Here is a 14,928-nt window from a genome sequence, read left to right as displayed (position 1 = left end):
GCTTGCATCTGATTCGGCGATGCGTATGCCGTTTTGGCACTATACTTTTGGAGCGAAAAGATGAATAAATTAGGAGAAAAATCCCTTAAAACGTTAGAATATTTCCTGATTCTCGACCGGCTTGCCGAGCAGGCCGCGTCGGACAAGGGAAAGGAGCTGTGCCGTGCGCTGCGTCCGCTCGACGACCGCGAGCAGGCTGAGCTTTGGATGCGGCAAACGTCGGACGCTAAGGAGCTGATGATTCGGCAGGGCAGTCCGGGCTTCGGCGGCATCCGCGAGGTCGGGGCGATTTTGTCCCGCGCTGACCGCGGGGGCGTGCTCAATCCGCGCGAGCTGCTGAGCGTCGCAAGTCTGCTGCAAACGGCGCGCCGCGCACTGTCCTATGACGCGGAGCATGAGGAAAAGACCTCGCTTACGCCAATTTTCGGCATGCTTTCGGGCAACCGTTCGCTGGAGGAAGCAATCACGACGGCAATCGTCTCCGAGGAGGAGATTGCCGACGGCGCAAGCCCCGAACTGCTGTCCATCCGGCGGGAGAAGCGCCGAATCGCGGGCAAGGTGCGCGAAACGCTCGGCCGTCTGATTTCGGGCGAGCGCTCGAAATATTTGCAGGAAGCCATCGTCACCCTGAGAAACGGACGCTACGTCGTGCCGGTCAAGGCGGAGCACCGGGGTGACATCCCCGGACTGGTGCACGATACTTCGTCGACCGGTGCGACCGTGTTTGTTGAGCCGTCCTCGGTGGTTGAAATCAACAACCAAATCAAGATGCTGGAAGGCCGCGAAGAGGTGGAAATCGAACGCATTCTATCCGAGCTATCCGCTGAGGTTTCGCTGTACAAGGGCGCGATTGAGCAGGATTATGACGCACTGACCTCGCTTGATTTTATTTTTGCGCGCGCCAAGCTGTCGTTCGGGATGAACGCTGCCGCGCCCGCGCTGCTTGAGGGAAGCCGCTGCCGTTTGCAGCGCGCCCGCCATCCGCTGCTCGATAAGGACAAGGCCGTGCCGATTGATATCGCCATCGGCGGCGAGTACGATACCCTCGTCATCACCGGCCCGAACACGGGCGGCAAGACGGTGTCGCTCAAAACGCTTGGTCTGCTGAGCCTGATGGCGGCGTCGGGTCTGCACATTCCGGCAAGCGAGCAGTCCGAAATCGGCCTGTTTGAGCATGTATATGCGGACATCGGCGATGAGCAGTCGATTGAGCAGTCGCTTTCAACCTTCTCGGCGCACATGAAGACTATCGTGTCCATCATGGACTGCTGCGGACAGGGCGATTTGGTACTGTTTGACGAGCTGGGCGCGGGCACCGACCCGGTCGAGGGTGCGGCGCTGGCGGTCGCGGTGATTGGCTATGCGCGCCAGATGGGCGCGTGCGTCGCGGCGACCACGCACTATGCGGAGCTGAAAACCTTCGCGCTGACGAGCGAGGGCGTGGAAAACGCCTCCTGCGAGTTCGATGTGCAGTCGCTTCAGCCGACCTACCATCTGTTGACCGGTATTCCGGGCAAGTCCAACGCGTTTGCTATCGCAGGGCGGCTAGGGCTTTCGCCGACCATCATCGAGCGTGCCAAGGAGCAGGTTTCTACTGAGGACGCGCGCTTTGAGGACGTCATCGCCGAATTGCAGAAGGAGCGCCGCCGCATCGAGCAAATCAAGGAAGAAGCGGCCAAAATGCGCGCCGCTGCGCAGTCGGAACGCGATAAAATGCGCGCCGACCGCGACGCGGCCGAGGCCAAGGCCGACAAGTTGCTCGAAAGCGCGCGCAGTCAGGCCGATCGCATCCTGAAGGACGCGCGGATGACGGCGGAAACCGTGTTCGGCGAGCTGGATGACATGAAAAAGAAGGCGCAGTCCACCGTGGCCGATCAAAATCTCGCCGCGGCCAAGGCAGCGCTGCGTGGTGTAATCACGCAGACCGAGTCGGAGCAGCGCCGCAGTGTAAGCCGCCGCACAGTGGAGCAGGATGAGCAGCGTCCGGTGCAGAAGGGCGATAAGGTGAAGCTGCTCAATGTTGCGGGCGTAACCGCGACCGTGCTGGCGCCCGCCGATCAGGACGGCAACGTGCAGGTGGCTGCCGGACAGATGCGCATGACGGTCAAGCAGGAGGAAATGCGCCTGCTACAGGAAGAGCCGAAGAAAAAACCGGTGCAGCCGCGCCGCACCGGCGCTGCGCCGCAGTTGAATTTGACCGCGGCCGACCGTGAGGTAGACGTGCGTGGCATGATGGTGGAAGAAGCGCTGCTTGAAGTGGATAATTTCCTTTCTCGCGCGCTGATGGGCAGTTTGCAGACGGTTACCATCATCCACGGCAAGGGCACCGGCGCACTGCGCACCGCGATTCAGCAACATTTAAAGCGTCACAAGCGCGTAAAAAGTGTTCGTTCCGGCGTTTACGGCGAGGGAGAACAGGGCGTTACAATTGTTGAATTACGCTAAAAATGTCTGTTTTTGCGGGTAAAAACGGTTATGCAGGGCAAATTGCCTGATGGGAACATTGTTTGCAGGAATAAATTCATTGAAAACGCAAACAATCCCGCAGGCAAAAGAGGCTTGACGAAACACACAAAAGGCAGTATGCTATATATATCGGATTTGAAGAAATAGGAGCGATGCAGATTATGTTTTCTAAAGAGGTACAGGTTACCAATCAGGTAGGTTTATATGCCCGTCCCGCAACGTTTTTCATTCAGAAGGCGAATGAATTCAAGTCTACGATTCTGGTAGAGAAGGAAGAGCGCCGCGTTAACGCGAAGAGCCTGCTCGGAATCCTTTCCCTTGGTATTACCAAGGGCACAACAATCAATCTGATTGCAGACGGTCCGGACGAGGAAGAAGCTGTCAATGCACTGATTGAGCTGATCTCGTCTAACTTTACGGACTGAGTCGTACGTTATCGCATCCTGAAAAAGCGCCGAGTTTCGGCGCTTTTTGTTGTATCTGGGAGAAGCAAATATGACCAAAGACCAACTCAAGGAACGCGTGCGCAAGCTGCCGCTTTCGCCGGGCGTCTATCTGCACAAGGATAAGTCGGGCAACGTCATCTATGTCGGCAAGGCCAAGGCGCTGAAAAACCGCGTGTCCAATTATTTTCAGGCAGAAGAGCGCCTGAATCCGAAAACGCGCCAGCTTGTATCCAAAATAGACGACTTTGATATCATTGTGACCGAGACGGAGTTTGAAGCGCTCGTGCTTGAGAACTCCATGATTAAAAAGTACAAGCCAAAGTACAATATCCTGCTCAAGGACGATAAGGGGTATCCCTATGTGCGGCTGAATGTGAATGCCGACTATCCCGCGTTTTCGGTCGTATCCAAGCCGGGACATGACGGTGCGCGATATTTTGGGCCGTATCCTGGGCGTGTGGCCGCACGCCGTGCAATCGACACCATCAGCGAAACCCTGCACCTCAAGACGTGCTCGCGCGTGTTTCCACGCGACATCGGCAAAGATCGTCCATGCCTCAATTTGCACCTCGGCCGCTGCTGTGCGCCGTGTACCGGCAAGGTGTCACCCGAGGAATACCGTGGGTTGATTGCGCAGGGGGTCTCGCTGTTTGAGGGCAATGCCAAATCGCTCGAACGGGAGCTGACCGAAAAGATGCAGGCCGCATCGGAGGAGCTGCAGTTTGAACGCGCCGCCATGCTGCGAGATCGACTGCGTGCGGTGCAGAAGCTCGGTTCGCGGCAGCATGTTGTCGCGGGCGCGTTTGCCGAATTGGATGTCATCGCATTTGTGCAGGGGCAGACACGTGCCTGTGTCTGCGTGCTGCATTACGGCGGCGGTGCGCTGCAGGACAAAGAATACACGCTGTTCCACCTGACTGAGAGCGACCCCGGCGAGGTGCTTTCGGCCTTCATCAAGCAGTATTACGCGCAGCGTGGAGCCGTGCCTAAAGTTGTGTTGCTCTCACACGAAATCGAGGAACAGGAGGCGGTCAGCGACTACCTGTCCTCCATTTCGGAGCGAAAGGTGGAGCTTGCTACGCCGCAGAGAGGCGAGCGCCGTGTACTGACCCGCCTTGCAGAGAAAAACGCATCGGAGGAGATCGAGCGGCGAGAGCAGCAGTCGGAACGCCGCCATAAATCGCTTGAGCTGCTGCAGAATGTGACCGGCATGATTGCGCTTCCGCTGCGGCTCGAGGCGTATGACATTTCAAACTTCGCCGGACAGGATACGGTCGGTTCGATGGTCGTTTTCGTCGAGGGACAGCCGAAAAAGAGCGATTATCGCAAGTTTAAGATTGCCTGCGCGGCAAACGGACAGGACGACTACGCTTCGATGCGTGAAATGCTCACACGCCGCGTGCAGCGGTATGCAGACGGAGATGAAAAGTTCACGCCGCTGCCGAATGCCTTTTTGATTGATGGCGGTCTGGGACATGTGCGCATCTGCAAGGAAGTGTTGGACGCATGCGGGCTGGACACGCCTTGCTTCGGCATGGTGAAGGACGATAAGCACCGCACCCGTGCGCTCATCGCACCGGACGGACGCGAGTTTGGCATTTCGGCCACGCCCGCGCTGTTTGCCTTAATCGGCCGCATGCAGGAAGAGGTGCACCGGTTTGCCATCGAGTACAACCGCAAACTGGGCGGCAAAAAGGTGCGCGGCTCAACGCTCGATAAGATTCCGGGCGTGGGGGACAAGCGCCGCGGCGAGCTGCTGAAGTATTTCAAGAGCGTTGACGCGGTCAAAAACGCGACCGAGCAGGAACTGGCCCGCATCGTGCCGCGCAACACGGCCAAGGCGGTTTTCGATTATTTCCATGAGGAGGAGCAGACATGAGAGTGGTATCCGGATCGGCACGCGGCTGTAAACTTACGCCTGTGCCCGGTATGAACACGCGCCCGACGACCGACCGCGTCAAGGAATCGCTGTTCAACATTATCCAGATGCGCGTGCGCGAGGCAGTCGTGCTCGACCTGTTCGCAGGTACGGGACAGCTCGGCATTGAGGCACTGTCGCGCGGGGCGTCACACTGTGATTTTGTCGAAAAAGATAAGACGGCATACAGCACGGTGCAAAACAATACACAAGCGGCACGTGTTGCCGACCGCGCTTTTTTGCACGCGGCGGACGCGCAAACCTTTGTTTCCCACGCCCGCGCAGGCAGGTATGACCTGATCTTCCTCGATCCGCCTTACGGAGGAAAAATTTTGGAAAGTGCGCTCAGCGCGATAGAAACGTTTGACATTCTGTCGACAAATGGTATAATAATATGCGAAAGTGCTGTGGAGGACGTGTTTGCGCACGGTTTCGAGACCGTCAAAACCTACCGATACGGTGCTACTTTGATTACCGTCCTGCAGCGTCGGGACGGCCGAACGGATGAAACATAACATGAGGATTGCGATTTATCCGGGCAGTTTTGACCCGGTCACGCTGGGACATTTGGACATCATTAAGCGCGCATCGGCTGTGTTTGACAAGCTAATCGTTGCGGTGATGCATAACCAGAACAAAGTGCCGATGTTTGACACAGAGGAGCGTATGGAGCTGCTGCGCCGTACGATTAACAACCTGCCAAACGTCGAAATTACCTCGTTCGGAGGTCTGCTTGCCGATTACGCAAGGCAGCAGGACGCGTGTGCGATTATCAAGGGTCTGCGCGCGGTGTCTGATTTTGAATATGAATTTCAGATGGCTCTGGCAAACCGTAAGCTGAATCCCGAACTGGATACGGTGTTCCTCATGACCAGCGCAGAATACATGTATCTTTCGTCATCGGTGGTCAAGGATATTGCGGTACACGGCGGCAATGTCGCCGGATTTGTCCCTGCTGAAATTTTAGATGATATTATGCTCCGAACAAGAAAGGATGGCTAAACGATGGCAACTTTAGACGAACTGATCAATAGCATGTATGATATGGTACAGGACGCAAAGGGCATCCCCCTGGCCAGTGAGAAGTGCGTCATCGAGCGCGACCGTTTGCTGGACTTGCTGGATGATTTGCGCAACACGCTCCCGGGCGACCTGAAAATGGCACAGGACATTGTGGAAAAGCGAAATGACATGCTGGCCGCGGGCAAGCGTGAGGCAGAGGCGATTCGCCGTCAGGCGGAGGAGGATGCCCGGCAGATGGTATCCGAGACCGAGCTGATTGTTGCGGCACGCCGTAAGGCGAAGGAAATCGCCGGCAACGCGGAGATTCAGTCGCGCGAGCTGCGTCGGGTAGCAAATGAATATTGCGAGGATACGCTCAAGCGCACGGAAGAGGCCGTAGCCCTCTCTCTGGAAGAGGTGCGCAAGGCGCGTCAGCGCTTCAAAAGCATCTCAAAGTAACCACAAGCGACCACCTGCATTCCCTGGCTTCGGCGAACCGCCCATTGAGGGCGGTTCTTTTTTTCGTTTTACAGGGATTTTTCCCCACTTCTCATTTTACATAGGATGAAAAAAATGGATGGTCAAAACAATCGAACAGGTGTTTGAAATGTACAGTTTTGCGCAAAAATGGCCGGACAACGCATAATTTTCTGTAACCGATCTGGAAAAAGCCCTTGCAATTTCATAGGGCAGTCAGTATAATGGATTACAGGGTGGTGAGAAGTGGGGAGAAGTGTCATGAATCCCACCGAAGGGAAAGCGTGGTGTAAAAACGGTGAAAGGTGAATACAAGCATTCCATTGACGCCAAGGGGCGTCTTGCCATGCCTGCTAAGCTCCGGGATGAGCTGGGCGATCGATTCACCGTCACCAAGGGACTGGACGGATGTCTGGCAATCTATCCCGAAAAGGAATGGGAAGTGCTGGAAGCACGCATTCGTTCGCTGCCGATGAGCAAGTCCCGTGATTTGCAGCGTTTTTTCTTCTCCGCCGCATTTGATGCAGAAATGGATGCACAGGGTCGTATCCTGCTGCCGGCGAACCTCCGCGAATACGCGGGACTGACAAAAGAAACCGCAATCATCGGCGCATCAAACCACGCCGAGATTTGGGATGCTGCCAAATGGGCAGAATATAATGCGGGCATCAACGATGACCGTATCATGGAGGCCATGGAGGATCTTGGCTTCTAATCGAAACAGGGAGGGCGTATGGAATTTCATCATGTATCCATTTTGCTGGAGCCTTGCCTGGACGCATTGCAGATTAAACCGGACGGGATCTATGTTGACGCGACGACCGGCGGCGCGGGGCATTCGCTTCGCATTGCCGAACGGCTGAGCGACAAGGGACGGCTGATTTGTATTGACCGAGATGATGAAGCGCTGAAAAACGCGGAAACCCGGCTTGCATCGGTATGGCAGCGTGTAACGCCGGTCAAAAGCGACTTTCGCGACATTGATCAGGTGCTCGCCGCGCAGGGACTTGCGGGTGCGGACGGCATTCTGTTTGATCTCGGCGTGTCCTCGCCGCAGCTTGACCATGCAGAACGCGGCTTTTCCTATATGCAGGACGCTCCGCTCGATATGCGCATGGATCGCAGCCAGCATTTGAGCGCGTACGAAGTGGTAAACACTTGGAGCCGAGAAGATATCCGCCGCATTTTATTTGAATACGGTGAAGAGCGCTATGCACCGCTGATTGCGGCAGGCATCGAGCGGGCGCGTGAAAAAAAGCCGATTGAGACAACACTCGAATTGGTCGATGTGATTCGCGGGTCAATGCCATCCAAGACGCTGCGGGAAAAACAGCACCCGGCCAAGCGCAGCTTTCAGGCCATTCGCATCGCGGTGAACGACGAACTCGCGGCCGTTCGTGAAGCGATGGAGAAGGCGATTGCGTGCCTAAATCCCGGCGGACGAATCGCGGTTATCACCTTCCACAGCTTGGAGGACCGCATCGTCAAGGTGGCCTTTGCGCAGGCGGCGCAGGGCTGCACCTGTCCGAAGGAATTCCCGGTCTGCGTCTGCGGCAAAAAGCCGCTGGTCAAACTGACGCCGCGCAAACCCATCCTGCCGGATGAAAGAGAAATTGAAGAAAACCCGCGGGCACGCAGCGCCAAGCTGCGCGTTTGTGAAAAGATTTAACAGAAAGGGACCGATGTCATGATGACTGCAAGCAGGGAAAGCGTAGCCTATCAGCTGTATGAAGAGCGCTTTGTGCCTGCCCGGCGCGAAACGCGGCGAGAACTGCGTTCTGTGTCGAGTAACGAAGTGCCGCCGCAGCAAGAGCGTGAATCAAAGCAGTCGCGTGAGCCGAAACAGCCGCGCCGCCGCAAAAAGGGCGTTGTTCGTCCGGATTTGATGGCGTGCATCGGCATCGTTGCAGTCGTATCGGTGTTCATTCTGTTTTGTCAGATGAATCTGACCCAGCTGACCGCTGAGGTTGCCCAGACAAACGAAAAACTGGAAGAGCTGACAGCGGAAAGCGTTTCGCTGACAACCAAGCAGACATACAACCTCAATATGGATGAAATTGAGGCAAAGGCAGTCGGTCTTGGTATGGTCAAGATGGACAATGCACAGATTGAATATGTTGAGCTGACCAATCCCGACAGCATCACAGTCAAGGAAAGCGGCGTATCACTCAATGCGCTGTTTTCCGGACTGGCGAAGAGCTTTTCCGCTGTCGTGGAATATATTCGGTGAGCCGGCGAATAGGATAGCGTAACAGGGGAGTGAGAGGTGGCAATGACACTTCTGACTCCTTACGCTTTTTTAAAGGCAGGCAGACGGACAACGGCGCGGAATGCGGCGGCGACATGGTTTTGGAGGAACAGGTAACACATGGCAATCAAAGGTCCGAACAATCAAATGCGAGCACGCGTCGGTTGGCTGACGGTGCTCATTCTTGTGCTTGGCTTTGGTCTGGTCGCTGCGCGGCTGCTGTATATGCAGACGGTGCATCATGATTTTTATGTGCAGAAGGCGACGATGCTGCAGACCCGTGACACACTGGTCACGCCGAACCGTGGTACGATATATGACACCAATATGCAGGAGCTGGCACGGTCGGCGTCGACAGAACGCATTGTCATCAACCCCAAGGGTGTGATAGACGAAGCCAAACTGGATAAAGGGATTACGGCGGAGACCCAGCAGCAAACACTGGCGGAAATCCTGAGCAAGTATCTGGAATTGGATACAGCGGAAGTGCTGACAAAAATTCAGCGTACAGATACCATGTACCAGATTATTGCCTCCAAGGTGGATAAAGATACAGCTACCGCGATGTACGAGGAACTGAGCAAGAACGATTGCACCGGCATCTATTCCGAGCCGGACACCAAACGCTATTACAAGTACGGCGCGTATCTGTCCGCAGTACTCGGCTACGTCAATGGCGATAATGTCGGCGTATACGGTTTGGAAGCGCAGTATGAAAATGAACTGGCCGGTACAGCCGGACGAATCGTGCGTGCACAGAATGCAAAAAATCAGGATATGCCGTATGACTATGAGCAGTATATCCCGGCGACTGATGGTAACTCTCTGGTACTGACGATCGACAGCGATATCCAGAGCTATCTGGAAAAGCATCTGGAAACCGCACTGGCCGATAATCCGCAGGCGCGAGACGGCGTTTCCGGCATTGTCATGGATGTGAAGACGGGCGCGGTGCTGGCAATGGCTTCGCTGCCTGATTTTGATCCCAACAGTGCGTATGTGATTTCCAATGAGCGCTATATTAACGAGCTAAAAGATAAAATTACGGCGATTTTGGCCGAAGCAGGAGTAACGGCTGAGATTTCCGACAAATACTATCGGGAGGGCGGTCTGGCCAACCTGCCGGAGAGCATTCAGAAGAATGACGATCTGGTCACCAAGCTGACCAAGGCTCGCACCGATCAGCTGAGTAAGATGTGGCGCAACCCGACCATCATGGATATGTATGAGCCGGGTTCGACCTTCAAGCTGATGAACGTTGCGACCGCATATGATCTGGGTCTGGTGCATGATCAGGATACCTTCCATTGCGGCGGATCGCTGATGGTAGGCGACTGGTCCAAGCCGATTAAATGCTGGAAGTACGGCGGCCACGGCAGCGAAAACCTGACCGAGGCGCTGATGAATTCCTGCAACGTTGCAATGATGCAGATTGCATTTAAAACCGGTCTTGACCGTTTCTATGACTATTACAAGGCGTTTGGCATGGACTCCAAAACCGGCATCGACTTGCCCGGCGAGGCCAGCGGTCTGTTCCATAACATCAATGATTCGACCGCGTGGAACGAGGTTTCGCTTGCTGTTGCATCGTTCGGACAGCGCTTTAATGTCACGCCGATTCAGATGCTCAACATGGCCTGCGCTATTGTCGACGACGGCAAGCTCAAGCAGCCTTACCTTGTTAAGGACGTTCTCAACGGCGACGGTTCGGTCAAATCAACGACCGAGACCAAGGTTGTGCGGCAGGTCATCTCTGCCGAGACCTCTGCCTTTATGCGCCAGGCAATGGAGCAGGTTGTTGCGAAGGGCACCGGCAAAAACGCCTATGTCGCGGGCTACCGCGTCGGCGGTAAGACGGCAACCTCGGAAATTCTGAAGGAAACGGGCGATGTGGAAGACCGTTACACCGCATCCTTCATCGGCGTAGCGCCGATGGACGATCCGCAGATTGCAATCATCGTCGCCATTCAGGATTTGCCCGAATCGGCCACCCACGGCGGCGGCGCAATTGCAGCGCCGGTCGTAGGCCGCGTGATGGAGGATGTACTGCCGTATCTGGGCGTTACACCGAGCTACAGTGAAGAAGAAAACGACCGCCGCGAGCTGTCCGTGCCCAGCCTCATCGGTTCGACCGAGGAACAGGCGGGCGCAACGCTCAAGCAGTCCGGTCTGAGCTACCGCACAGTGGGCGACGGCGATAAGGTCACAGATCAGGTGCCCGCCAACGGTGTGAAAATCCCGGCAAACGGTTCGGTTATTCTCTATATGGGCGGCGCAAAGCCGACCGAGCAAATCAGTGTGCCGGATTTGACCGGCCTGTCCCCGAGCGACTGCCGCGATCGGCTTGCCGGTCTCGGATTGTATATGAAGCGTAAGGGTGTCGCAACCTCGCAGACAACGGGTGAGACGACAGCCAGCAAACAGAATCCGGTTGCGGGTGCCAAGGTGAGCATCGGCTCGGTCATCACAGTGGACTTTGCCAACTCGACCGACATCGGCGACTGACGGAAGGAGACAAAACGATGAAATTACAGGAGCTTCTGCAGGGAGTTGAGGTCGTAAGCGCCTCTGTTCCGCTCGATATGGAACTGCACGAGGTGTGCTACGATTCGCGCGCGGTGGGCAAGGGCGATTTGTTCGTTGCCATCCGCGGCTACGCGACCGACGGCCACCGGTATATCGGCAAGGCGCTCGAGCAGGGCGCAGCCGCCATCGTGTGTGAAGAAGCGCCTGCGGGCGCACCGGCCATTGTGGTCAAGAACGCGCGCCGCGCGCTGGCGGAGATTGCGGCCAACCGGTTTGGCCATCCGGCAGATGCAATGACCATGATTGGCGTGACCGGCACCAATGGCAAAACAACGACGACCTATCTTGTCAAGCACATGCTTGAGGAAGCGGGACATAAGGTCGGCCTGATCGGCACGAATCAGAATTTGATCGGTGACGAGGTCATTGAGACCGAGCGTACCACGCCGGAGTCTTACGAGCTTCACGCACTCTTTGCGCGCATGCGTGACGCAGGCTGTACCCATGTAATTATGGAGGTTTCATCTCACTCACTCGTGCTCGACCGTGTGCACGGTATCCGCTTTGCGGTCGGCGTGTTCACCAACCTGACGCAGGATCACCTCGACTTTCATAAGACGATGGAGGAGTACCGCAAGGCCAAGGCGATGCTGTTCTCGGTGTGCGACAAGGGTGTTATTAATCTGGACGATGCGGCCGCGCCTGCCATGCTGATTGATGCAAAATGCCCGTGCCTGACCTTCTCCTGCGACAAGGATGAGGCGGGGCTGACGGCGAAAAACATTGTCATGCGTGCGGACGGTGTAGACTTCCTTGCAAGCACAATGAACGAACTTGCACGCGTTAAACTGCCGATTCCGGGACATTTTTCGGTTGAAAATGCGCTCGCTGCACTCGGTGCGGTGCTATCCTGCGGCGTAACGCTGGAGGATGCGGCCAAGTCGCTTGCAACTGCGACCGGCGTCAAGGGCCGCGTTGAAGTTGTGCCGACCGATACGAACTATACGGTGCTGATTGACTATGCGCATTCGCCTGACGGCGTGGAAAATGTGCTGAAGGCCGTGCGCGGCTTTGCCAAGGGGCGCGTCGTTGCGCTGTTTGGCTGCGGCGGCGATCGTGACCGCACCAAGCGTCCTAAAATGGGTGCGATTGCGGCGCGTCTGGCTGATTTCTGCATTGTAACCTCGGATAACCCGCGCACTGAGGAGCCGCAGGCCATCATTGACGATATTCTTGCGGGAATGCAGGGTACGAAAACGCCGATGCAGGTCATCGCTAACCGACCTGAGGCCATTCATTGGGCGCTCGACCATGCCAAGGCCGATGATGTGATTGTCCTTATGGGTAAGGGACACGAGACGTATCAGGAGATTAACCACGTGAAGCATCACCTCGACGAACGCGAGGTCATTGCGGCGTATTTTGCGCAAAAGAAGTAAAAAAAGACATCGGAGGACATCGTAGTGGAACGTTTTACGCTCAGACAGGCCGCCCAGTGGACAAATGGCGAAGCGACCGGAGAACAGCTGCTCGAGCATATTTCGACCGACTCGCGTCAAATCGAAGCAGGTACACTGTTCGTGCCCCTTGCGGGTGAGCGCTTTGACGGGCATAACTTCATTGAGAAGGCAATTAACAACGGTGCTGCTGCGGTGGTGTCGCATCGAGAAAACGAAAGCTATCCGGTGCCGGCGCTCTATGTGGAAAACACCGCGCAGGCGCTGCTGGATTTGGCAAGCGGTTACCGCGACCTTTGCGGAGGGCGGGTGGTCGGCGTGACCGGCTCGGTCGGCAAGACGACGACCAAGGAGCTGGTTTATGCCGTGCTGCGTCAGAAGTATCGTGCGCAGAAGACTGAAGGCAATCTCAATAACGAGATTGGCGTGCCGCTGACTCTGTTTCGCATGACGCGGGACACCGAGGTCATGGTCTGTGAGATGGGCATGAACCACTTCGGTGAAATCAGCCGGATGACGGCAGCGGCGAAGCCTGATTTGGCGGTGATTACCAACATCGGCACCTCGCATATTGAGTTTCTCGGCTCGCGAGAGGGAATCTGCAAGGCAAAGCTTGAAATTCTCGAAGGGTTAAAGCCGGATGGCTGTGCAATTCTGTGCGGCGACGAACCGCTGCTTTGGGAAAAGCGCGACACGCTCGGCTGCCGCACTGTGACCTACGGATTAAAAAACACCGCGTGTGACCTCATTTGTGACTTGTATGAGGACGGTACATTTGATATAGTAAATAGCGGTTTGCAGAACGAAACCCTGCCGATCGGACAGAAATTCACTGCAAAACTGAATTTGCCCGGCGCACACAATGTACTCAATGCACTGGCTGCCACCGCGGTCGGCCTGCTGCTCGGCGAGCGGCCCGCGGAGATTGCGCAGGGGCTGTTGTCGTACGAGGCGAGCGGTATGCGCCAGAATATCTACGAAAAAGGCGGCTATCATATCTTTGCCGACTGCTATAACGCAAGTCCGGACGCAATGGAGGCCACCCTTGCCGTGCTGGGCCGGATGGCGCCGGAGGGACGGCGCTTCGCTGTGCTCGGCTCGATGCTGGAGTTGGGAGACTACACGGAGGAGGGACATCGGAGAGCCGGACGCGCTGCCGCAGAATATGCCGATGCGCTGTTTGCCTTCGGGCCTGACGCAGGCCTGATGGTCGCGGGCGCACAGGAAAAAGGACTTGGCAAGGCGTTCGCGTTTGACGATCAGGTGGCGCTGGTCGCCGCGCTGTGCGCGGAGGCGAAACCGGGCGACGCACTGCTTTTTAAAGGCAGCCGCGGCATGAGAATGGAGCGTGCACTCGCATTGTTTCTGGGGGAGGACGTACAAGAATGAGACTGGCACTGATCGTTTGCGCGATTGCGTTTGTGGTAACGGCGGCTATCGGCCCCGGTGTTATCCGCTATTTGCAAAAGATGAAATTTGGACAAAAGATATTGGAAATCGGTCCGAAATGGCATATGAACAAGCAGAATATCCCGACAATGGGCGGATTTATGTTCATTATCGGTATTATAGCTGCGGTTGCAGCGGGTCTGGTGCTGACCGGCGAGATGGACGTTTCTGCAATTGCCATGCTCGGCCTTGCCGCGGCATATGGCGCAGTCGGTCTGGTAGACGATTATGCTAAAATCAAGAAAAAGGAAAACGCGGGTCTGACCGCACGCCAGAAAATGGTGCTGCAGATTTTGGTCGCCGCGGCCTTTATTCTGGTACTGTTTCTGCAGTCGGATGGACTGCCCACCCTGTGGATTCCGTTTACGGATATCGTAATCAGCCTGCCCTGGCCGGCATACATTATCTTCGCGGCCTTCGTCATTGTCGGCGCGGACAACGCGGTCAACCTGACGGACGGCATCGACGGCCTCGCCGCAGGGGTGACGCTGCCCGTTGCGGTGTTCTTCGCCGCGGTGGGTGTACTCACCGAGCGGATGGGCGTTACCGTTTTTGCGGCTGCGCTTGCAGGCGGATTGCTCGGCTTTTTGATTTATAACTTTAATCCTGCCAAGGTGTTTATGGGCGATACAGGATCGCTCTTTCTTGGCGGCGCGGTCGCGGGGCTTGCGTTTGCGTGCGATATGCCGCTCATTCTGCTGCCAGTCGGTCTGATTTATATCATTGAAACGCTGTCTGTTATTTTGCAGGTATCTTACTTTAAGATTTCCGGCGGCAAGCGGCTGTTCAAAATGGCGCCGATTCACCATCACTTTGAGATGTGCGGATGGGGCGAGAAAAAAATCGTTATGATCTTTGCTGGTGTTACGATTTTGATGTGTATCCTTGCTTATTACGGTGTTGTTACACCGATGCAATAATCTAAAACTATTTTGGAGG

At 55.9% G+C, this 14,928-nt stretch carries 13 protein-coding genes; all 13 read left to right on the top strand.

Translation table 11 applies throughout. The features are described 5' to 3' along the window. Positions 1–60 precede the first annotated feature (60 nt). The 13 genes from QOX26_RS03510 to mraY all read left to right on the top strand — a co-directional run bounded on the left by QOX26_RS03510 (position 61) and on the right by mraY (position 14,909). Positions 61–2,445: an endonuclease MutS2 gene (locus QOX26_RS03510; RefSeq protein WP_283673500.1), complete on the top strand. Its 2,385-nt coding sequence runs from the start codon at positions 61–63 to the stop codon at positions 2,443–2,445. Between the two features lie 182 nt (positions 2,446–2,627). Continuing rightward, on the top strand, positions 2,628–2,891 hold the full coding sequence (locus tag QOX26_RS03505) for an HPr family phosphocarrier protein (protein WP_283673499.1): 264 nt from the start codon (positions 2,628–2,630) through the stop codon (positions 2,889–2,891). Positions 2,892–2,961: 70 nt separating this feature from the next. Then, a complete protein-coding gene (gene uvrC, locus QOX26_RS03500; RefSeq protein WP_283673498.1) occupies positions 2,962–4,791 on the top strand; it encodes an excinuclease ABC subunit UvrC in 1,830 nt (609 codons plus the stop codon). Continuing rightward, positions 4,788–5,345, top strand: a complete 558-nt coding sequence (gene rsmD, locus QOX26_RS03495) for a 16S rRNA (guanine(966)-N(2))-methyltransferase RsmD (protein WP_283673497.1) — start codon at positions 4,788–4,790, stop codon at positions 5,343–5,345. The genes uvrC and rsmD overlap by 4 nt, the downstream gene beginning before the upstream one ends. 1 nt (position 5,346) lies before the next feature. Beyond that, positions 5,347–5,832, top strand: a complete 486-nt coding sequence (gene coaD, locus QOX26_RS03490; protein WP_283673709.1) for a pantetheine-phosphate adenylyltransferase — start codon at positions 5,347–5,349, stop codon at positions 5,830–5,832. Positions 5,833–5,835: 3 nt separating this feature from the next. Beyond that, positions 5,836–6,291: a hypothetical protein gene (locus QOX26_RS03485; RefSeq protein WP_283673496.1), complete on the top strand. Its 456-nt coding sequence runs from the start codon at positions 5,836–5,838 to the stop codon at positions 6,289–6,291. Between the two features lie 316 nt (positions 6,292–6,607). Continuing rightward, the gene (mraZ, locus tag QOX26_RS03480) at positions 6,608–7,024 is read left to right on the top strand and encodes a division/cell wall cluster transcriptional repressor MraZ (protein ID WP_283673495.1); all 417 of its coding nucleotides are present in this window, start codon (positions 6,608–6,610) and stop codon (positions 7,022–7,024) included. Positions 7,025–7,042: 18 nt separating this feature from the next. After that, positions 7,043–7,978 (top strand): 16S rRNA (cytosine(1402)-N(4))-methyltransferase RsmH, encoded by a 936-nt coding sequence (gene rsmH, locus QOX26_RS03475; protein ID WP_283673494.1) that lies wholly within the window; start codon positions 7,043–7,045, stop codon positions 7,976–7,978. 18 nt (positions 7,979–7,996) lie between these two features. After that, a complete protein-coding gene (locus tag QOX26_RS03470; RefSeq protein ID WP_283673493.1) occupies positions 7,997–8,539 on the top strand; it encodes a hypothetical protein in 543 nt (180 codons plus the stop codon). Positions 8,540–8,677: 138 nt separating this feature from the next. Continuing rightward, on the top strand, positions 8,678–11,062 hold the full coding sequence (locus QOX26_RS03465; protein ID WP_283673492.1) for a penicillin-binding transpeptidase domain-containing protein: 2,385 nt from the start codon (positions 8,678–8,680) through the stop codon (positions 11,060–11,062). A gap of 17 nt (positions 11,063–11,079) precedes the next feature. After that, the gene (locus QOX26_RS03460; RefSeq protein ID WP_283673491.1) at positions 11,080–12,522 is read left to right on the top strand and encodes a UDP-N-acetylmuramoyl-L-alanyl-D-glutamate--2,6-diaminopimelate ligase; all 1,443 of its coding nucleotides are present in this window, start codon (positions 11,080–11,082) and stop codon (positions 12,520–12,522) included. A gap of 24 nt (positions 12,523–12,546) precedes the next feature. Further along, positions 12,547–13,929: a UDP-N-acetylmuramoyl-tripeptide--D-alanyl-D-alanine ligase gene (locus QOX26_RS03455; protein ID WP_283673490.1), complete on the top strand. Its 1,383-nt coding sequence runs from the start codon at positions 12,547–12,549 to the stop codon at positions 13,927–13,929. Then, complete coding sequence (gene mraY / locus QOX26_RS03450) at positions 13,926–14,909, top strand: phospho-N-acetylmuramoyl-pentapeptide-transferase (protein WP_283673489.1); 984 nt, start codon at positions 13,926–13,928, stop codon at positions 14,907–14,909. Before QOX26_RS03455 ends, mraY begins: the two co-directional genes overlap by 4 nt. Positions 14,910–14,928 lie beyond the last annotated feature (19 nt).

Source organism: Butyricicoccus sp. Marseille-Q5471 (genome assembly GCF_951230135.1).
Classification (GTDB): domain Bacteria; phylum Bacillota; class Clostridia; order Oscillospirales; family Butyricicoccaceae; genus Agathobaculum.
This window is presented reverse-complemented; position numbering and strand designations above follow the sequence as displayed.